Here is a 20,035-nt window from a genome sequence, read left to right on the forward strand (position 1 = left end):
AGGAGAGGATTCTATTGGCAATCACAGGATATACAGATCGATTAAGTGTTCAGCCTAGTCAAAAAATTAAGTTTATGGTAAGCAGTGATCAAAAAAAATATAAAACTGAAATCGTACACCTCGTTCATGGGGATTCCAATCCCGAAGGTCCCGGAGTAAAGATTTATAGCGTAGATGCGGATGTAAATAAAGAGTATGATGGCAGAAAGCAAGCCATACATATGGGATCTTACATTAAATTTGACAATCAAAAGCATTTTGAGAGCGTTAAGAGTTTCTCTTTGCAAGCAATGATTTACCCAACAACACCTGAATTAGGCGTTCAAGGAATCCTCACTAAATGGTCGCCTAATCAAAATTCAGGCTACGGATTATTTATTGACGAAAAAGGCTGTCTCGCTTTATGGATAGGGGATGGAAACGGAAATATTGAGAAGGTTAGCACGAACGAGCCATTAATTGCAAGCACTTGGTATTTCGCAAGCTGCTCATATAATGCAGAAACTGGAAAAATCACAGTAATCCAGGAATCGGTAATTACTAAAACAAACGGAAGATTCTCTCTTCCATACGGCGCCGAAAAGATGAATGTGAGCACTGAAAAAGAGGTTAAAATTCAGCCCCAAGCAGCAAATGAAGCGCCATTTATTATCGCGAGTGTTTTCCAAAAAACAGACAGCAGCCATAAGGTTATATGGCGGTATAATGGGAAAATTGATCGCCCGCGTATGGCGAATGCAGCCTTAACTAAAGAAGAAATGTCAGAATGGATTGAAAACCCTTCAGGAGACCGTGTAGTAGCTGCTTGGGACTTTGCTGAAGGGATTACGAAGAAGGGCTTCAAGGAGCTTGAAAAGGTTTATGATAAGGGAACAAACCAAATCCATGGTGAAGCAGTCAACCATCCCTCTCGTGCTATGACAGGCTATAACTGGACATCTGAGGAGCAAAACTTTACTCATGCCCCAGAACAATATGGAGCGATTCACTTCCACGATGATGATATGACAGATGCAAAATGGGACGTTGATTTTGAGTGGACAGTCCCTGGTAACTTAAAGAGCGGTGTATATGCAGCACATGTATATGCAGGAGAGGACGAGGATTATATTGTGTTCTTCGTTAGACCGAAGAAAGGAAAGCCAACAGCAAAAACGGCTCTCATTATCCCAACTGCTAGCTACTTAGCATACGCAAACAACCGCTTCCAAGACATTCCACTTGCACAGCTCATGTTCGGAAGAGCCCCAGTCGTTCAACAGGAAGATATGTATTTAGGTGAACACGCGGAATTTGGTTTATCCACATATGACCATCATAATGATGGATCTGGAGTTTGCTTCTCGTCAAGCTTACGTCCAATTTTAAATATGAGGCCAAAATACCGTCATAATTTATCGCCTTCATTATGGCAATTTAATGCGGATTTACACTTAGTTGACTGGCTGACTGAAAAGGACATTGACTTTGATGTCATTACAGATCAGGATCTTCATTTCGAAGGATATGAGCTGTTAAGCCACTACCGTGTAGCCATTACAGGATCCCATCCTGAATATTACTCCGGTCCAATGTTAGATGCGGTTGAGGACTTCCAGGCTAATGGCGGACGCTTTATGTATATGGGCTCCAATGGTTTCTATTGGGTTGTTACCTTTGATCCAAACAATCCAAATCTGATGGAGGTAAGGAAGAATTACGGAAACCAAGGCTGGAAATCTAAGCCGGGTGAAATCCATTTAAGTATTACTGGAGAGCAAGGGAGCATTTGGAAACATCGCGGAAGGGCTCCACAGAAGGTGTGTGGCGTAGGCTATGTGGCTGAGGGTTTTGAAGTTTCTTCTTACTACCGAAGAACGGAAGACAGCCATACTCCTGAATTAGATTGGATCTTCGAAGGTATTAGCAAGGATGAAAAGCTAGGTGACTTCGGCCTAGTTGGTGGAGGCGCCGCTGGATTAGAACTGGATATTTACGATGAAGATTTAGGAACACCTTCCCATGCTGTAATTATCGCTGCTTCGGAAGGACATACAAATGTGTATGTGCCTGTAGCAGAGGAATTGTACTTTAATATACCTGGGCTTGGTGGGGAAGAGAATCCGAGGGTAAGAGCGGATATGGTTTACTATGCGACTCCAAATGGCGGAGCAGTATTCTCAACTGCCTCCATTGCTTATTGTGGAAGTCTATCCCACGATAATTACGACAACAATATTTCTCGCTTAACGGAGAATGTATTGAGACGTTTCTTGAAAGAAGAGCCTCTTCCATATATAGAAAAGAACAAGAAAGCAGAAACTGTTAATTAATCTATTGTCCGATGTTGTTAATATAAATATAGTTTAATAGCTCTTAGGTAAGCTCCCAAAAGTATATTTGCTTAGGGGGCTTATCTTTTTGCCTTTTTTGGTACGGCAGCATATAAACATTTAATAAATCAACAAACAAACGTCCTTTGCATATCTTAAGGATAAAACCAATTAAACAAAGGGGAATAATGGGTATGATTCATCCACATACAGAACTGCGCTTTATTAATGAGCAGATAGGATTTGGCGTCTTTGCGACTGAATTTATTCCGAAGGGGACAATAACATGGGCATTGGATGATCTTGATCAAATATTAGAGCCCAACTATGTTAAAAATTTAGATAAATCCAGGAAAGAACTCATTAAGAAATACTCCTATCGCAATCAAGAAGGAAAATATATTCTATGCTGGGACCTCGGTAGGTATGTGAATCATAGTTTTCATGCTAACTGTATGGGTACAGCTTATGAATTTGAAGTAGCTGTTCGGGACATTTACCCAGGGGAGCAATTAACGGATGATTATGGCTCTTTGAATGTCGATGAACCCTTTGAATGTATTCTAGAAGATGGAACGGACAGGAAAAAGGTTTATCCAGATGATCTCCTTAATTACTCAGAGGAATGGGATCAGAAGGTAATCGAAGCTTTTGAACACCTTTATGAGGTTAAACAGCCATTAATGCATCTGATTCGAAGTGAATTCATGGAAAAAGTAGATATGATAGCCACTAAACAGGTTTTGCTTGATTCCATCAAATGCATCTACTATGACAGAAGTTTGGAGTATTAAAAAAAATCAAAAACCCTTGAGACTTCATACCTCAAGGGGATTTTTCGTTTTTATTTCCTCATTAGCAAATACATAAAATACGGCGCCCCAATTAACGCTACGACAATCCCGGCAGGAATGCCAGCAGGATCAACGAGATTCCGGCCGATTGTGTCGGCGAGAAGGAGCAGCCATCCGCCAATGAATATGGCGATAGGGAGGAATAATTGATTTCTCGGTCCGACTAAAGCTTTCGCTATATGCGGGGCCATGAGCCCGATAAAAGCGATTCCTCCTGTGACTGAAACGGCGGAGGCCGCAAGAGAGACTGCTGTTAAAAGCAGGATAATCCGCTCCTTTTCAATAGACACGCCGACGCCAATGGCTACTGGTTCGCTTAAGCTAAGTAGATTTAAGCGATTGGCTTTATACAATGTAAAAGGAATAAGAATCGTGAGCCACGGAAGAATGGCCCAAATAAAAGGCCAGTCTGTACCCCAAATATTCCCGACCAGCCACTTGGCAATAAAATCTACTTTTTCCCGTTCGGCCGATGAAATGAGTACAATCATGATACCGGAAAGCGCCATGGAGAAGCCGACTCCAGTGAGAACGAGTTTGACGGGCTGCAGGCCAGAGCTTCTGTTATAAGCAAACAAATAAATCAAGCCAGCAGTGAGTAAAGCCCCGAGAAAAGCGACAAGTGGCAGCAAATAAACAAATGAGCCCGCCTTAATCGGAAAAAATAAAAAGAAGACAGCAATGGCCACTCCCGCTCCAGAATTAATTCCGACAATCCCCGGATCAGCTAAATCATTGCGGGTGATGCCTTGTAAAATGGCGCCGGATAAGGCTAAAGCCATTCCTGCCAGCAATGTGATAACCATCCGCGGCAGCCGTATGGAAAATAGCACAAACTCTTCTTTAAATGTCCCCTGACCTAATAACGTTGGGATAAGTCGATCATAGGAGAGTGAAGAGTAACCCAATCCCATACCAATAAAGATGGTTAAAATAATGAGTGCAAATAAAATGGACAAAATCATTCGTTGTTTTCTTACTAATGCCGGATGGATCATGAGAATGCTTTCCCTCCTTTCCGTACGATGAAGAGGAAGAATGGTAGCCCGATCATTGCCACAATGGCGGCAACAGGTGTCTCATACGGTGAATTGATCGTACGTCCAAGTGTGTCGGCAAATAACATAAAGGTTGCTCCCGTAATGGCTGACATGGGCAGGATATAGCGATAATCCGTTCCGACGATCGCCCGGACGATATGCGGAACCATGAGTCCAATGAATGCCATGTTCCCAACAAGTGCTACGGACGCACCAGCGAGAAGAATGATTACAATAAATAAAATGGTTTTAATTTGTGATGTCTTTTGACCTAACCCGACAGCCACTTCCTCACTCAAGCTCAAAATGGTGAGCTGCCTGGCGAGGAAAAGAGACATGAGTATGCCAATTGTGATGAAGGGGATGATGGTCTGCAGCTGGCTCCATGAAGTTCCGATGATGCCGCCTGCAGTCCACATCGATACCTCTTTAGAAATCTTGAAATAAATGCCAACTCCCTCCGCGATGGCGTGTAGGAAGGCAGAAACTGCAGCCCCTGCTAACACGATGCGAAAAGGAGAAAATCCGCCTTTTTTCATCGCTCCCATACTAAAAACCATCACCGCACCGCCAGCCGCACCAATGAAACACGCAATCATGATTCCGAAGTAATTGGCAGAAGGGATAAAGGCAATAGTCAAAGCGAGGGCGGCATTCGCGCCAGCTGTTAACCCGAGTAAACCCGGGTCAGCAAGCGGATTTCTAGTCATTCCTTGCATAATGGCACCAGAAACAGCCAGTGCCGCACCAACAACAATGGCCGCCACCTCACGAGGAAGACGAATTTCACGGATGATGGACAATTTATCGCCTGTTGCCTGGGAAGTAAGGGCGAGCCATACATCTTTTACTGAGGTGTCTGCAGCTCCGAATACCATCGCAGCTATAAACATACAAACAAAGGCAAGAATTCCTGCTATTAGTTTCACTATAAATGGAATGGTAGGTTGATTGTCTTTTGTCATCTTATCTCACTTTTCCTATTAATAAATGAAGAAAAGGAATCCTCCGAATTAGAATTCCTTCTTCGTATAATTAGTTACCTAGAAAGCTTTTCTTAAAAAAGTCTAATTGATAATCGAGTGTGATCGGATCATTGAAATAGAACTCTTTCATATTAGCTTCATATACATGATTATTTTTGACAGCTGGAATGTTTTTGTACGTATCTGTTTCTTGGAATGAGTTATCTGTTTCACTGTTCTTGCTAATGATTAAATAATCTCCGGCGAACTCAGGGAGAACTTCTAAAGATAAGGCATAGTATCCGTCCTTAAACGCCGTTTCTATCACTTTTTCAGGCATATTTAATTTCATTTCTTGATAAAGAATTTCTGTACCGCGACCCCAGTTATCGCCGTATACATAAAGCTGCTTGTCAAAGTTTTCAATGACAGAAACGGTTGCGTCTGCACCAATTTTCGCTTTAATTTCCTCGCCAGCTGTTTGGGCACGTTTTTTGAAATCGTCAATCCAAGCTTGAGCTTCTTTTTCTTTATTTAATAGTTTGCCAATCTCTAAGTGTTGTGTTAAATAATCTACTTTCCCGTATGTATAAGTAACGGTTGGAGCAATTTCGTTTAATTTATCAATGTTTTTAATATTAGATAATCCGATGATTAAGTCTGGATCTAATTCAATGATTTTCTCTAAGCTTTCATCAGACACTTCCGCCACGTCTTTTAATTTTGAATCAAAACGCGGATTCATTTTTGACCATGAATCGACTCCGACAAGGTTTACATCTAACGCCATAACGTTACCCGCGAAAGAGGAAAGAACGATGACACGTTTCGGATGAGCAGGGGCTTCAACTGGTCCATTTTCAGATTGATAGGTAATTGTTTCTGTTTTCTTTTCATCAGTTTTTGGAGCACTTTTTTGCTGTTCTGTTTTACTGCTGCAGGCACTAATCATAAGTACACACAGTAGTAAGAAGGGGATGAATATTTTTTTCATTGGTTATTTTTCTCCTTTAAGTAAGTTGTAGGTCAAACACATTGGCTTGTTTGTGCGCGGATCCCGCCCGATTTCAGCATCAATATGGAAAACTTGCTCGAGGACGTTAGGATGAATGACTTCTTCGCAATCCCCAGCCTTTACGATTTCTCCGTCCTTTAATGCAATAATAAAGTCGGCAAAGCGGGCTGCCTGATTTAAATCGTGAAGCACCATCACAATCGTCCGTTCCTGTTCTTGATTGAGTTTTTGCAAAAGCTCCAATACTTCTAGCTGATGAGCCATATCTAAATATGTAGTCGGTTCATCAAGAAAGATAATTTCCGTCTCTTGTGCCAGTGCCATCGCAATCCATACACGTTGGCGCTGACCTCCTGAGAGCGCATCTACAGGGCGAAATTTAAACTCGAATGTCCCGGTCACTTCAAGTGCCCAATCAATGACTTCATAATCTTTTGGTGTTAGACGGCCAAAGCCCTTTTGATAAGGAAAACGGCCATAAGATACAAGCTCGCCAACGGTTAATCCTCTTGCGCTTTCAGGTGTTTGTGGAAGGATCGCCATTTTTTTCGCGAGCAGCTTTGTATTTTCCTTTGAAATATCCCCGCCATCCAAAATCACTGTACCGGATTGATGAGAAATAATGCGGGTGATCGCCTTCAATAGAGTAGATTTACCACAGCCATTCGGTCCAATGATCGTCGTGATTTTTTTATCAGGAATCTTTACGGAAAGCTCCTTAACAATGAGCCGTTCCTCATAGCCAATACTTAAGTCTTCTGTATATAAGCGGACCATTTGCGCCCTCCATTTCATAAAAGTTAGAAGTTTTTATTGATAATGATTATCAATGTCACTATAATCATAACTATAATGTTCAATTTTTCCATTGTCAACGATTAAATAATAATGATAATCATTTTCAATAACTTTATTCAGCTAGTTTTCAATCTCCATAGAGGTAAGATGACGAGTGCAAAAAAAGCTATTCAATCATGGGGAGTTAAACTACCGCTGAATAAAGTTAAGCCTCCGGCGGATGCCTCAGATTTTTTAATGGAATTTATCGAGCGAGCTCGATAAAAATCTGGGCACAAATACGCCAAGGCGAATTTGATCTATAAGGAGTGAACGGGAATGGGTGAGCAAGAATTATTTGATGTGACAGTCATTGGAGGGGGGCCAGCTGGCCTTTATTCGGCTTTTTACAGCGGGCTTCGGGAAATGAAAACGAAGCTGATTGAGTATCAGCCGCAACTAGGGGGGAAAGTCCACGTCTATCCGGAAAAGATGATCTGGGATGTGGGCGGGCTGACGCCGATTCCAGGAGCGAAATTAATTACACAGCTTGTTGAGCAAGGATTAACGTTTAACCCAGAGGTCGTGCTAAATGAAAAGGTAGAATCTATCACACGAAATGAAGCTGGGATATTTGTCTTACATACTTCTTCTGGGCAAAGGCATTTTTCCAAAACAGTAATCATTGCGGTCGGAAGCGGCATATTAAATCCCCAAAAGCTAGAAATCGAAGGGGCTGAGAGATTTGAAGTGTCGAATTTAAATTACACCGTCAAATCTTTAAAGCATTTTAAGAATAAAACAGTCATTATTTCTGGCGGAGGCAACTCAGCAATTGACTGGGCAAATGAATTGGAGCCTGTCGCCAAAAAGGTTTATTTAACGTATCGGAAGGATGCGCTATCCGGTCATGAAGCGCAAGTTACGCAGCTTTTGAACAGCTCCGTACAATGTTTCTTTCAATCTTCTATTACGAAGCTTATTGCCGGTAGGAACCATACAGAAATAGAACGGGTCGAACTGACTAATCATCAAACAGGAGAGGTTTCATCCATAGCTATCGATGAAGTGATCATTAATCATGGGTATGAGCGGGATACAGCCTTGCTTAAAAACAGTGAGCTGCCTATTAAAGTAGCAGACAATGATTATATCGCCGGAAGTGCAAACAGCGAATCCTCGGTTGCAGGGCTGTATGCGGCTGGAGATATTCTTATGCATGAAGGGAAATTAAATTTAATTGCCGGCGCCTTTCAAGATGCGGCTAATGCGGTCAACAAAGCAAAGCAATTTATTGACCCCAATGCCTTTAAAGCAGGAATGGTTTCCTCTCATAATGAAGTGTTTAAGAAGCGCAATCGAGAATTAGTGAAGCAAATGATGAATTAAAGCATGGAGGATGAAAGTCCTCTTTATTTTTCTTTACAAATGGTTTAAAAAAACATATCTTTAATTCGAGATAAAATCGATTCGAAAATTAAATCTTATTAAGGCGTATACTAATATTTATCCGTATATATAAAGGGGGAATTCACATGAGCATATTCCATAAAGAGCCAAATGTATATGTTGGAGAGGTCAACATTAAAGTCAAAGACTTGCATTTAGCCAGTGATTTTTACGAAAAGATGATAGGCTTCAAAATATTAGAAAAAGCAGATCGTAAAGCAGTGTTAACGGCAGATGGAAAAACGCCGTTAGTGACACTAGAGCAGCCGGCAGATGTCATTCCGAAAACGGAGCGTACGTCAGGCTTATATCACTTTGCCATCTTGCTGCCAAGCCGAGCAGATTTATCCGTCTTTTTACGGCATTTGCTACAGACTGGATACAGATTCGGAGCAGCAGATCATTATGTAAGTGAAGCTTTGTATTTGAATGATCCTGATGGCAATGGGATCGAGGTCTATTGTGACCGCCCAGCTGAAAAGTGGAATTGGAAGAATGGGCTCGTGGACATGGCAACCGTTCAGCTCGATGGGGAAGGAATTTTGGCTGAAAGTGATGCTGAGTGGACTGGTTTGCCAGTGGATACGTTGATGGGACATATTCACCTTCATGTCGGAGATCTTCACAAAGCAGAGGAATTCTATACGAAAGGGCTTGGCTTCCAGACGGTGAGCTACTATCCGCAGGCTGCTTTCCTCTCAACAGGTGGCTACCATCATCATATTGCTATTAATACTTGGCAAGGAACGGGCGCACCGACACCCCCAGAAAATAGTGTCGGCTTAAAGTGGTACACACTTGTTTTCCCTAACAAGGAGGCAAGAGATAATGTACTGAAGCAATTGCAGGAAATTGGTGCACCGGTTAAGGAAGAGGCTGGTGAATTTATAACACATGATCCGGCTGGGAATGTGATAAGACTGGTGATTTAATTGGCGAGAGGAAGCTCTCGTCTTTTTTTTGGCTAGCATGAAAGTTTAAGTTTATTTGCGCACTAAAGTATAATTAAAATTGAGATTTAATATCTGCTCAAAATATCGCATAAGAAAAACTAAGGCCTTCACCAAAAAAGACTGGCGAAAGCCAAGTTTTTTTAACTTTAGGGATCAATGCAAAGTATGATAATAATAGTGAACGAGATCCTTTAGGAAGGAGATCCCATATGGATATCCAGTTGAATCAAAAAATCATTAAAGACATATGTGGTGCGGTCTCCTTCAAAAGAGGGGATTCTTTTTATCGAGCGGGAAAAGTAAGCATTGAACAGTACAGTTCGCAAAGCTGCAAGGCAACGGTGAAGGGGATAGAAGATTTCCATGTCACCATTAAAAGCGATGAGGACGGTGAACTTCTGACTGCATGCAGTTGCCCTTCACTCGCATCAGTTAAACATTCTTGTCAGCATGTTGCAGCTGTTTTGCTGGCAATTCACGAACAGCAACGTCAAGAGGCGCCGCTGATTTCAAATCCTCCCATTGAAAATGCTCTGACAGAAGAGTTGCTGACCATTTTCGATGATCAGCCTGTCCGTTCAAGCGGGCAGCAGGTTTATTTTGAAAATCGACAAGTCATTGCGGCGGAGTTTACATGCAAGCCTGTGGAGATAGACAAAGGGCAGCTGATGATGGGTATTGAAATCAAGGTGGGGCCTGTTCCTGTGCAGCCTATTCGCAAATTTTTGGAGCAAGTGAAGGAAGGGCATTCCTGTAAGCTTTCAAATATATTTACGTACGACCCTCGTATACATTGTTTTCAGAAGGAAGCAGACCGGGTGATTCAGCAGCTTAATCAAGTAGCCCAAGATGAAAATGTACAGGCGTCTCAGGGCCGATTAGATGAATCTCAGCTGCTGCTCATTCCGCCTTCTTCTTGGGAGCGGCTTCTGCCGTTGCTTCAAAAGGCGCCATCCGTAAAGCTCGCATATAATGGCTTGATGTTTGAAGGCTTTCAGATATCGAAAGAGCGGCTACCACTGCATTTTGATTTTACCGAAAAAGATGACCAAGGCTTTCAATTGAAGATTAGCGGCTTGGACCATTTAATTATTATCGATGCTTATCGAATTGTATTAAGCGGAGGGAAAGTCATTCAGCTAACTGATGAGGACGGAAGGCGACTAGCTGAATTAAAGAAAATGCTGGATGCTTCAAAAGCGAATCAAATTCCGATTGAAGTAGAACAAATTGATTTTTTTCTGGAAAAGGTCGTTCCTGGACTGAGAAAGCTTGGAAATGTGCATATTTCCGAAGCAATTTCGAATCGGCTGATGAAGGCGCCGTTAATCGCGAAGCTTTACTTGGATCGGGTGAAAAATCGCTTGCTAGCTGGATTAGAGTTTCACTATGAAAATATCGTTATCAATCCGTTAGAAGGTAGGGAGCTTCCAGCTGGTACGATGCTGATAAGGGATGCTATGAAGGAAGAGGCGATTTTGCAGCTGATGGAGGACAGCTCATTTGCGAAGACGGACGGGGGCTATTTCCTGCATAATGAAGAGCTGGAGTATGAATTCTTGTATCATACCGTCCCCAAGCTACAAAAGCTTGTGCAAATCTATGCAACAACAGCGATCAGAAATCAAATTTTCCGGGAGAATACTCGTCCGCAAATTAGAGTGAAAGTTAAAAAGGAACGGACGAATTGGCTGGAATTCAAATTTACAATGGATGGCATTTCAGAACAGGAAATCCGGGGAATATTACAGGCGCTGGAGGAAAAGCGAAAATATTATCGTCTGCAAAATGGATCACTGTTTTCCTTGGAGACGAGGGAGCTTGAAGAGATTCAACGTTTTCTTCAGGCCGTTCCAGTTCAACAGGAAGATTTAGAGAGCGGCTTGAATATGCCGATTATTCAGGGGCTTCGCTTATTGGATTCGGTTGATAGCAGTGATGCTTTTCTATTAGAGGAATCCTTTAGGCAGTTTCTGAGTGAAATCCACCATCCAGACCGTTTGGAATATGAGATTCCAGTGCGTTTAATGCCAATTTTGCGCGACTATCAAAAATACGGCTTTAAATGGATGAAAACTTTAGCCAGCTATGGATTCGGCGGGATACTCGCTGATGATATGGGATTGGGAAAAACGCTGCAAAGTATTGCGTTTATTGTCTCAGAGCTTCAAGAAATCCGTCATAAAAATAGGCCTATTCTGATTGTCTGCCCATCTTCCCTAACCTATAACTGGCTACGCGAATTCATGAAGTTTGCTCCAGATGTAGAGGCTATTGTTGTTGATGGCACGAAAGCAGAGAGAATGCAATTACAGAAGGCTGTAATGGATATGGATGTCGTGATTACGTCTTATCCATTGCTGCGCCGGGATATGAACTGGTATGAGCAGCAGTCGTTCCATACCGTGTTTTTCGATGAAGCGCAAGCCTTTAAAAATCCTCTAACCCAAACGGCGAGGGCAGTGAAACGAATTAAGGCACAACATCGATTCGCTCTTACCGGGACACCTGTTGAAAACTCGCTGGAGGAGCTTTGGTCTATTTTTCACGTTGTTTTTCCAGAGCTATTCATGGGATTAAGGGAATATAGTTATTTGTCAAACAAGGTGATTGCAAGGCGAATCCGCCCGTTTCTGCTTCGCAGGCTGAAGGAGGATGTGCTTGCCGAGCTGCCAGAAAAAAGCGAGAGTGTCAGTTTTGTGGAGCTGCTCCCAGACCAGAAAAAGCTATATGCCGCCTATTTGGCAAAGCTTCGGCATGACACGCTCAAGCATTTGGATAAGAACACTCTTCGGAAAAATCGTATTCGTATTCTGGCCGGCTTAACGCGGTTAAGACAAATTTGCTGCCACCCAGCTTTATTTGTAGATGGCTATAAAGGCACCTCAGCGAAGTTTGAGCAATTAAAGCAAATTATTGAGGAATCCGTGTTTGCAGGCAGAAGAGTGCTGATTTTCTCCCAGTTTACAAAAATGCTGACCATCATTGGCAGAGAACTAGAGAGACAAGGGCTGCCATTTTTCTACCTTGATGGCGAGACACAGTCTTCGGAGCGTGTGAATTTATGCGAACGGTTCAATGCTGGGGAACGCCACTTTTTCCTGATTTCCTTAAAAGCAGGCGGCACAGGCCTGAACTTGACTGGTGCCGACACGGTGATTTTATACGACTTATGGTGGAATCCTGCTGTCGAGGAACAAGCAGCAGACCGTGCTCATCGCATCGGACAAACGAAGGCTGTTCGAGTTATTAAGCTCATCGCGCGCGGCACCATTGAAGAAAAAGTAAATGAACTGCAAGAAAAAAAGCGCCATTTAATAGAGGAAGTTATTGATTCTAAGGACGGCAAGCAGTCGGTTTTAACGGAAGAGGATATAAGGGAGATATTAGGAGTGTAGTAAGACCAAAGTGATGGATTGAATGTCATTTTGGTCTTTTTTTATTGTAAAAAGCACCCCGATATTGTTATGTTAACATAATGAAATAAAACGGATATCGCTAAAAAAGATAAAAGAGAAACTGTAAATTTTACAACTTTATTAAATATTCCAAAATAGTGTTGTTACTTTTGTGAGGAATTAGTATGATAGGAAAAATAGAATTTGAAACATTCAGAACCGTACTTTTTAAATTTTATAGGAAGAAAATCTTTAATATACATTCTTCCTTAACTCATCGCATACATAAACTAAAGGATTTAGAAAAAGGAGGGAGCGTGTATGAGCGAAAAATCAATTACGGTCGAACAATTAGTTCAGAAGTTTTCATTAGAAGTGTTAGCCGGAGAGGATCAGCTTCAGCGGACGGTCACCGCACCAAAGACAAAACGTCCTGGATTGGAATTTATTGACTACTTTGATTTCCTGCCAATGGAACAAGTTCAAGTTCTCGGCAAACATGAAGTCAATTATTTACAGACATTAACCGATAGCGAACGCAAGCAACGTGTACGTAATATTGTGAAATACAATCCTCCTTGTATTATTGTGACAGCACACGAGGATCGACCTGATCATTTGGTCCAAAACTGCAGGGAAGAGAACATTCCATTGCTGCAAACGCGAGAACCCACTAACGAGTTCATTGCAAAAATTGATGCCTTTATGGTCAAAACATTGGCAGAAGAAATTGCTGTCCATGGTGTCTGCGTAAATGTTTCCGGTATCGGCATTTTACTGCGCGGCAAATCAGGAGTAGGAAAAAGCGAGACCGCACACACTTTAATTGGCAGGGGGCACCGCCTCATTGCTGACGATATCGTAGTGCTAAAAAAGCTTAGCCCGCGAACGCTTCTCGGTACTCATAATGAAATGAATAAGGAATTTCTAGCATTGCGCAGCATCGGGTTATTGAATGTCGTCCGACTATATGGACGGAAGGCCTTTCAAGAAGAGTCCCGGATTGCACTTGATATTGAATTGACGAAATGGAAGGATAATTCCCTGAATAACGAATTAGAACTAGAATCGAAATTCACAGAGTACATGGGCGTTCAAATTCCGCATATTCAAATCCAGCTCCAGCCCGGACGCGATGTGGCAGGACTAATTGAAGCAGCCGCTAATAACTGGTATTTAAAGCAACAAGGCTACAGCGCCGCCGAAGAATTTATGAAGCGTCTTGAAACAGGAGGACATGAGTCTAGCTGGACATAAGTTTTTTGGCGTGGGTATGAAAACGATTCCAATGGAATGAAAACCTGACCTCTGAAATGGATAGTGGCAGGTTTTTTTGTTCATGGCTCGCGTTTGGTCGACTCCCCTAATAAAACGGTAGTCATGAACTGTTCATGGCCTGCGTTTTGCCGACATCCCCAAAAAAACGGTAGTCATGACCTCATAGCACACGCGTCCCCAGCGCCACCAAAAAAACAGCAGTCATTAGAGACAATTTCCCCCAATTCCGCTACACTAGAGGAGTAGAAAAAGTAATCGTACATAGTGAGGGGAAAGAGTATGTGGACACTAGCGCGGTTTGTTACGAAAGCTTATAAATCCATTATTGTAGCTTGGGTAATTGTGGCTGTTATTATGGCGTTTTACGCGATACGTCTTCCATCGATGCTGCATGGGGATGGGTTTCGCATGAATAGTGAACATGCGGAGGTGATGGAAATCGCCGCGGACACATTTGATGTGCCGGGGGAGACGATGTTTCTTGTTTTCAAAAAAGTTAGTGATGAAAAGATTGCATCTACCATTAAAAAGGTCAACGAAAGGGACGTTGCCTCTGACGTGATATCGCCATTAGAGGATAAAACCTTGTATAAGAACGATTTATCCTACGCGATTCTCCATTTCGCTGATAAAAATAAAGATATGTCTAAAGTAGTAGCAGATATCCGGAACACGATTAATGATGAAAAAGGAATCATCTTGACGGGGGCTCCCGCGATTTCGAAGGATATTAATACAGCTAGTCAACGAGACTTAATGATTGCCGAGGCGATTGGACTTCCGATTGCGGTCATCGTTCTCTTGTTTGCCTTTGGAACGGTCGCTGCCTCAGCCATCCCGCTTATTATCGGGATCACAACCATCATTGTTTCATTTGGTATATTAACAATTTTAGGCGGGCATGTGGATCTTTCCATATTTGTCATGAATATTATTCCGATGCTTGGGCTCGCGCTTAGCATTGATTTTGCCTTGCTTTTTATTAGCCGTTATCGAGAGGAACGAAAGAAGTCAAACCTATTCGAAGCGATCTCCAAGACGATTCGAACGGCTGGGCGTTCAGTTATTTTTTCAGCTCTTTGTGTGTTTATCGGGCTGGGTGCCATGATGTTCATCGAAGTGGAGATTTTTCAAAATATCGCGATTGGCGGCATGATTGTTGTGGCGCTGGCGGTTTTGACCTCTGTGACATTGCTGCCATCTGTTTTAATTGTGTTAGGGGATCGAATTGATAAGTGGCAAGTGATAAAAGTCAATCTGAACGGTGCAGACCGCTGGCGCGTATTCGCAAATGAAGTGATTAAGCGTCCGGTAATCATCACTATCGTTGCTGTCCTTTTATTAGGAATTGCCATTATCCCGGTAAAAAACATGACATTAACAATCCCGAAAATCGATTCCTTGCCTGCTTCCTATGATTCTCGTCAAGCCTATGAATGGCTTGAAGATGAATTTGGGCTCGGGAAAAAAGCCTCCGTATTCCTTGTCGCTACACGCCAAAATGGATGGGAGGATACGGATGGCCTTGAGCAAATCAAGAAATTAGAACAGGAGCTATCCACTGACCCGCTTGTCGATGAAGTAAAAACCATTTTCACGTTAAGTGGAATTAGCACGCCTGAGGAATGGGAACAAGCATTGGCGGTACCTGAAATGGAGGCCCAGCTAAAGCCAATAGCTGAATCATTTATTCAGAAGAATCAGCTGTTTATTCCGCTTACGTTAAATGCTTCCGGCAGTTCTAATAAGGCGCAGGATTGGGTTCGGAACCTGGCTGAAAAGGAAACAGAGTTTGATCTTTTAATTGGGGGCCAGCCGAAGTTCAACCAAGAAATCTTTGATGAAATTTCGAATAAAATTTGGCTCGTATTAACCGTTATTATCGTTTCGACCTTCTTTATTCTTCTGTTAGCCTTTAGGTCAATATTAATCCCGATTAAAGCCATTTTAATGAATATTATTGGCTTGGCTGCAACATTCGGGGCTCTTGTATACATTTTTCAGTACGGACATTTCGGTTTGTCAGCCGGGACGATTGCACTGATCATACCAGTTCTTGTCTTTAGTCTTGTATTCGGCTTAAGTATGGATTATGAAGTTTTTCTGATTTCGCGAATGCAAGAAGAGTATGCTAATTCATTTGACAATGACCGCGCAACGGTAGAAGGGCTTGCGAATACGAGTAAAATTATTACCTCTGCTGCTCTCATCATGATTGTTTTAACGGGGGCCTTTGCCTTTACAGATGTTATGCCGGTAAAGCAAATTGGGGTTGGGATCGCCATTGCAGTCGCGATTGATGCAACTATCATCCGACTCTTGCTCGTCCCTAGCTTAATGAAGCTATTTGGAAAATGGAACTGGTGGCTGCCGTTTAGAAAAGGCGAATACAAAGCAGGGAACTGGCATTAGAATAAACCAACGCTCATCACAGATCACAACTTAACATGTGATCTGTGTTTTTTTGAAGCAAAAAGGTATAGAAAAATTCGACACTCGAAAAATAAAGAGTATAATAGAAAAATAATTTTAAGCAATAAAGGATGAAATCATTGAACAAACAAAATAGCAAATACAGATGGGTTGTCTTTGCTGCGGTGTTGTTTATTTATTGCGTCATCGTGAGTCAAAGAACAGCACCAGGATTAATTACAGATCAATTGATGAAGGATTTTAGTTTAACGGCTTCCACGATTGGTCTATTAACGAGTATTCAATTTTTGGCCTATGCCAGTTTGCAAATCCCGATTGGCATTCTGTCTGATCGTTTTGGGCCCAATTTGTTTCTTATTATGGGAACATTGCTTAATGGTTTAGGCACCTTGATTTACAGCATGGCCGGCCATGAATATGTGCTTCTGCTTGCCAGATTACTGGTAGGGATGGGGGATGCGGCTATATGGGTGAATTTAGTTTTAATATTAAGTATTTGGTTTAAAGGGAATGAATTTGTTGGCTTAATTGGGATAGCGGGGATGGCTGGGAGCCTCGGCTTCTTGCTGGCGACGCTGCCTTTTTCAGAGTGGATCACCGCATGGGGCTGGCGTGGCCCATTTTTGACAACAGGGATCGTTCTGTGTGTATCAGTAGCGATTCAGTACTATCTTCTTGTTCATAAGCCAAAGCAATTGTTTAAAGCAGAAGCCCCTTCAAAGGGAACAATGCGAAAACAACAGCCGAAGCAAGAAAAGACGACTGTATTATTGAGGCGCGTCTTAACGAGTAGGCAAGCTTGGGCAACATTTTTTTGCCATTTTGGTATTGTCGGCACTTTTGTCGGCTTTATCGGCTCATGGGCCGTTCCATATGGGATGCATATGTATGGAATGACGCGGTCAGATGCGAGCCAACTTATTATGATTGGGTTTATTGGTGCCATCGTGGGATCGCCATTCATAGGCTGGCTGGCCAAAAGGCTAGGGACAATCAAGCGCCCGTATTTGGTAGCCCAGTTTGCTACCTTTTGCTGTTGGGTTGTACTTCTGCTGTTTAGCGGGAAGCCCCCAATTTCCGTGATTATCCCACTCTTCTTTTTCATTGGCTTTTGTCACGGATCCAATCCGTTAACCTTTGCCGTTGTTCGTCAATCCTTCCATGTGAAGGATGTCGGCTTTGTTTCAGGATTTGCAAATACAGGCGGTTTTTTAAGTGCGGTGCTTCTTCCAAGCGTTTTTGGTAAAGTATTGGATCATTTCCAAGCGGCCCCGATTTATGTCGGCTACCACTATGGGTTTATCATTCCAGTCTTATTTTCAATGATTGGTTTACTCGGCGGTATACTGCTTAAAGAGGAGCGCCAGGAAGCAAAGAAACAAGAAAAAGCGATGGCTTAGTCATCGAGTTAGAATCTAACTTTGGATACAAATAAAAATGGACAGGTGGTCAAAGTGAATCAAACGATTGTGGTAGTGGGCAGTTTAAATATGGATATGGTCATTTCGGCAAAAAGAATGCCGAAGCTGGGAGAAACAATCCTTGGAGAAAGTATTTATTATTTACCAGGGGGAAAGGGGGCTAACCAGGCCGTCGGCATTGCCAAATTAGGCGGGGACGTGAAAATGGTCGGAGCGGTAGGCGAAGATTCGTTTAGTGATGCCATTTTAGACCAGCTTCATCATTATAAAGTCGATACAGAACATATTGAAAGAATCCCAAATGCAGCGACTGGTGTTGCTTCTATTTTTCATACCGAAAGTGATAATTGTATAACCGTTATTCCCGGTGCGAATTATAGTTTTACATCTAATCGAATCACAAAAAGAATCGAACAAATCATTGCACAAGCGAAGGTTTTGCTTGTGCAATTGGAAATTCCGCTTGAAACGGTTCAATACGTTCTTTCGATTGCGAAACAGCATGGTGTGAAAACGATATTGAATCCAGCTCCAGCACAGCATTTGACACCTCAGCTGCTTGCTTTAGCTGATTATATTACCCCAAATGAAACGGAATTAGAAGTTTTATTAGGCTTTCAGATAGCCTCTGAACAGGAATTAGAAAAAGCAATGAAAGATTGGCAGGAAAAATACAACAATACGCTAATTGTCACTCTTGGTGAAAAGGGCAGTGCGTATTTAGACAATAAAAGCATCAAAATCATTCCATCAGAAAAGGTAAAGGTTGTGGATACGACAGGCGCAGGCGATTCGTTCAATGCGGCACTTGCTTTCGGAATTGCATCTGACTGGCCCCTTGACCAAGCTGTATCCTTTGCTGTAAAAGCTTCTGGTCAGTCAGTTACAAAGTTTGGCGCACAAGAGGGCATGCCCTATTATGAAGAGGTCAGCGCAGATTAACAGCCTGAAAGACTTTTACTATCACTGAATAAAGTTTTACTTTATAAAAGCTAAGCAAAAAGGCAGAAAAGGCGGGTTAAAGAATGAAAAAAGTTATTATTGATGTAGATACTGGAATTGATGATGCAATGGGCATCTTGCTAGCTGCGAAAAGCGGACTTTGCGATATCCTTGGAATCACAACGGTTTGCGGAAATGTTTCTTTAGAACAAGCAACAATTAACACGAAAAAAGTGCTAACGCTGCTCGGGAAAGAAAATGAAATTAAAGTGGTTCAAGGGGCAACTCACCCGTTAGTGCGTAAGCCATTCTATGAATTTGGCGTTCATGGGGATAACGGGCTTGGCGGAGCTCTTGAAGATATGGAAGTAGAACTGATTGATGAAGGATTTGCTCCTGATTTTATCATTGAACAAGCTGAGAAGCACAAAGGGGAAATCACGATAATCCTGACTGCTCCCCTAACGAACATGGCTCTTGCTCTTCGGAAGCAGCCGAAATTAAAGGAATGGATCAAAGAGCTTGTTATCATGGGAGGGGCCTTGGATAAAGCCGGTAATGTCACACCAGCTGCTGAATTTAACATTTATGTTGACCCTGAGGCAGCCAAAATTGTTTTTCACTCAGGCCTCCCTATTACATTAGTTAGCTTAGATGTAACGGAAATTACAACGCTTTCTGATGAAGATATTGAAAAAATGCAAGGAAACATCATAGGGGAATTTGTCAAAAACAGTACAGCTCACTATCTCGATCATTATGAAGAAGTTTACGGAAGAAGAAAATGTTCCATGCATGACCCATTAGCTGTAGGAATTGCATTAGATAAGTCGCTTGTAAAAACAAAAAAGTTTTATGTTGACGTAGAAACAAAGAGTGAATTATGCGACGGACATACAATATGTGACTTTAAAAACAAACTGAAGAAAGAACCGAATATCGATGTTTGCTTAGAAGTGGACAGTGAAAGATTTATAAACATGCTAATTGAAACACTGAAAAAATAAATGATTTAAGACAAGCTCTAAGTCTTGCAAAGGCGTACAAATGAATTGTGTGCCTTTTTCTATCTCTCCCCAAACATTTTAATACAATATACATAATATTTAGGATATAATCATATATATTTCGATTATCGAATAAAGTGAAACTTCATTTAGTGGGGTTCTTTCCAATCCCGCTAAATGTAAGTTGAACA

The 20,035-nt window shown here is 42.0% G+C and carries 14 protein-coding genes; 10 read left to right on the forward strand and 4 right to left on the reverse strand.

What is annotated here, in order from left to right; translation table 11 throughout:
• The first annotated feature begins 14 nt into the window (after window positions 1-14).
• Both F7731_RS16225 and F7731_RS16230 read left to right on the forward strand, forming a co-directional pair.
• Entirely contained in the window at window positions 15-2,312 is a 2,298-nt protein-coding gene (locus tag F7731_RS16225; RefSeq protein WP_212031204.1) for a N,N-dimethylformamidase beta subunit family domain-containing protein, read from the forward strand.
• Between the two features lie 194 nt (window positions 2,313-2,506).
• Window positions 2,507-3,106, forward strand: a complete 600-nt coding sequence (locus F7731_RS16230; protein ID WP_151535839.1) for an SET domain-containing protein — start codon at window positions 2,507-2,509, stop codon at window positions 3,104-3,106.
• 50 nt (window positions 3,107-3,156) lie between these two features.
• Here F7731_RS16230 and F7731_RS16235 read toward each other — a convergent pair whose 3' ends face one another.
• From F7731_RS16235 to F7731_RS16250, 4 genes are all read right to left on the reverse strand, one after another.
• Window positions 3,157-4,164: a FecCD family ABC transporter permease gene (locus F7731_RS16235; RefSeq protein WP_151535841.1), complete on the reverse strand. Its 1,008-nt coding sequence runs from the start codon at window positions 4,162-4,164 to the stop codon at window positions 3,157-3,159.
• The gene (locus F7731_RS16240; RefSeq protein WP_151535843.1) at window positions 4,161-5,171 is read right to left on the reverse strand and encodes a FecCD family ABC transporter permease; all 1,011 of its coding nucleotides are present in this window, start codon (window positions 5,169-5,171) and stop codon (window positions 4,161-4,163) included. Before F7731_RS16240 ends, F7731_RS16235 begins: the two co-directional genes overlap by 4 nt.
• 70 nt (window positions 5,172-5,241) lie before the next feature.
• Window positions 5,242-6,165, reverse strand: coding sequence for an iron-hydroxamate ABC transporter substrate-binding protein (locus tag F7731_RS16245; RefSeq protein WP_151535844.1), 924 nt, complete (start codon window positions 6,163-6,165; stop codon window positions 5,242-5,244).
• Window positions 6,166-6,168: 3 nt separating this feature from the next.
• Window positions 6,169-6,963, reverse strand: a complete 795-nt coding sequence (locus F7731_RS16250) for an ABC transporter ATP-binding protein (protein ID WP_151535846.1) — start codon at window positions 6,961-6,963, stop codon at window positions 6,169-6,171.
• 339 nt (window positions 6,964-7,302) lie between these two features.
• On the opposite strand from F7731_RS16250, the gene F7731_RS16255 reads away from it, so the two are divergent.
• The 8 genes from F7731_RS16255 (at window position 7,303) to F7731_RS16290 (ending at window position 19,844) form a co-directional block, all read left to right on the forward strand.
• Window positions 7,303-8,352: an NAD(P)/FAD-dependent oxidoreductase gene (locus F7731_RS16255; protein WP_151535847.1), complete on the forward strand. Its 1,050-nt coding sequence runs from the start codon at window positions 7,303-7,305 to the stop codon at window positions 8,350-8,352.
• A 146-nt stretch (window positions 8,353-8,498) separates the two neighbouring features.
• Entirely contained in the window at window positions 8,499-9,344 is an 846-nt protein-coding gene (locus tag F7731_RS16260) for a VOC family protein (RefSeq protein ID WP_151535848.1), read from the forward strand.
• A 230-nt stretch (window positions 9,345-9,574) separates the two neighbouring features.
• Window positions 9,575-12,763 carry a DEAD/DEAH box helicase gene (locus F7731_RS16265; RefSeq protein WP_151535850.1) on the forward strand — a complete coding sequence of 1,063 codons (3,189 nt, stop codon included), beginning with the start codon at window positions 9,575-9,577 and terminating at the stop codon, window positions 12,761-12,763.
• Between the two features lie 321 nt (window positions 12,764-13,084).
• Window positions 13,085-14,020 (forward strand): HPr(Ser) kinase/phosphatase, encoded by a 936-nt coding sequence (gene hprK / locus F7731_RS16270; protein ID WP_151535852.1) that lies wholly within the window; start codon window positions 13,085-13,087, stop codon window positions 14,018-14,020.
• A 300-nt stretch (window positions 14,021-14,320) separates the two neighbouring features.
• Window positions 14,321-16,453 (forward strand): MMPL family transporter, encoded by a 2,133-nt coding sequence (locus tag F7731_RS16275; protein ID WP_151535853.1) that lies wholly within the window; start codon window positions 14,321-14,323, stop codon window positions 16,451-16,453.
• Between the two features lie 140 nt (window positions 16,454-16,593).
• On the forward strand, window positions 16,594-17,874 hold the full coding sequence (locus F7731_RS16280) for an MFS transporter (protein WP_151535855.1): 1,281 nt from the start codon (window positions 16,594-16,596) through the stop codon (window positions 17,872-17,874).
• Between the two features lie 54 nt (window positions 17,875-17,928).
• Window positions 17,929-18,837 (forward strand): ribokinase, encoded by a 909-nt coding sequence (gene rbsK / locus F7731_RS16285; protein WP_151535857.1) that lies wholly within the window; start codon window positions 17,929-17,931, stop codon window positions 18,835-18,837.
• An 83-nt stretch (window positions 18,838-18,920) separates the two neighbouring features.
• Window positions 18,921-19,844: a nucleoside hydrolase gene (locus F7731_RS16290; RefSeq protein WP_151535859.1), complete on the forward strand. Its 924-nt coding sequence runs from the start codon at window positions 18,921-18,923 to the stop codon at window positions 19,842-19,844.
• The last annotated feature ends 191 nt before the right edge of the window (window positions 19,845-20,035 follow it).

Origin of the sequence: Cytobacillus depressus, from assembly GCF_008923245.1 — a bacterium.
Classification (GTDB): Bacteria; Bacillota; Bacilli; order Bacillales; family Cytobacillaceae; genus Cytobacillus; species Cytobacillus depressus.

What these genes read in the sequence shown, in the direction of transcription:
- F7731_RS16230 (WP_151535839.1), top strand. Translation starts at nt 2,507, where the DNA reads ATGATTCATCCACATACAGAACTGCGCTTTATTAATGAGCAGATAGGA.
- F7731_RS16235 (WP_151535841.1), bottom strand. Translation starts at nt 4,164, where the DNA reads ATGATCCATCCGGCATTAGTAAGAAAACAACGAATGATTTTGTCCATT.
- F7731_RS16240 (WP_151535843.1), bottom strand. Translation starts at nt 5,171, where the DNA reads ATGACAAAAGACAATCAACCTACCATTCCATTTATAGTGAAACTAATA.
- F7731_RS16245 (WP_151535844.1), bottom strand. Translation starts at nt 6,165, where the DNA reads ATGAAAAAAATATTCATCCCCTTCTTACTACTGTGTGTACTTATGATT.
- F7731_RS16250 (WP_151535846.1), bottom strand. Translation starts at nt 6,963, where the DNA reads ATGGTCCGCTTATATACAGAAGACTTAAGTATTGGCTATGAGGAACGG.
- F7731_RS16255 (WP_151535847.1), top strand. Translation starts at nt 7,303, where the DNA reads ATGGGTGAGCAAGAATTATTTGATGTGACAGTCATTGGAGGGGGGCCA.
- F7731_RS16260 (WP_151535848.1), top strand. Translation starts at nt 8,499, where the DNA reads ATGAGCATATTCCATAAAGAGCCAAATGTATATGTTGGAGAGGTCAAC.
- F7731_RS16265 (WP_151535850.1), top strand. Translation starts at nt 9,575, where the DNA reads ATGGATATCCAGTTGAATCAAAAAATCATTAAAGACATATGTGGTGCG.
- hprK (WP_151535852.1), top strand. Translation starts at nt 13,085, where the DNA reads ATGAGCGAAAAATCAATTACGGTCGAACAATTAGTTCAGAAGTTTTCA.
- F7731_RS16275 (WP_151535853.1), top strand. Translation starts at nt 14,321, where the DNA reads ATGTGGACACTAGCGCGGTTTGTTACGAAAGCTTATAAATCCATTATT.
- F7731_RS16290 (WP_151535859.1), top strand. Translation starts at nt 18,921, where the DNA reads ATGAAAAAAGTTATTATTGATGTAGATACTGGAATTGATGATGCAATG.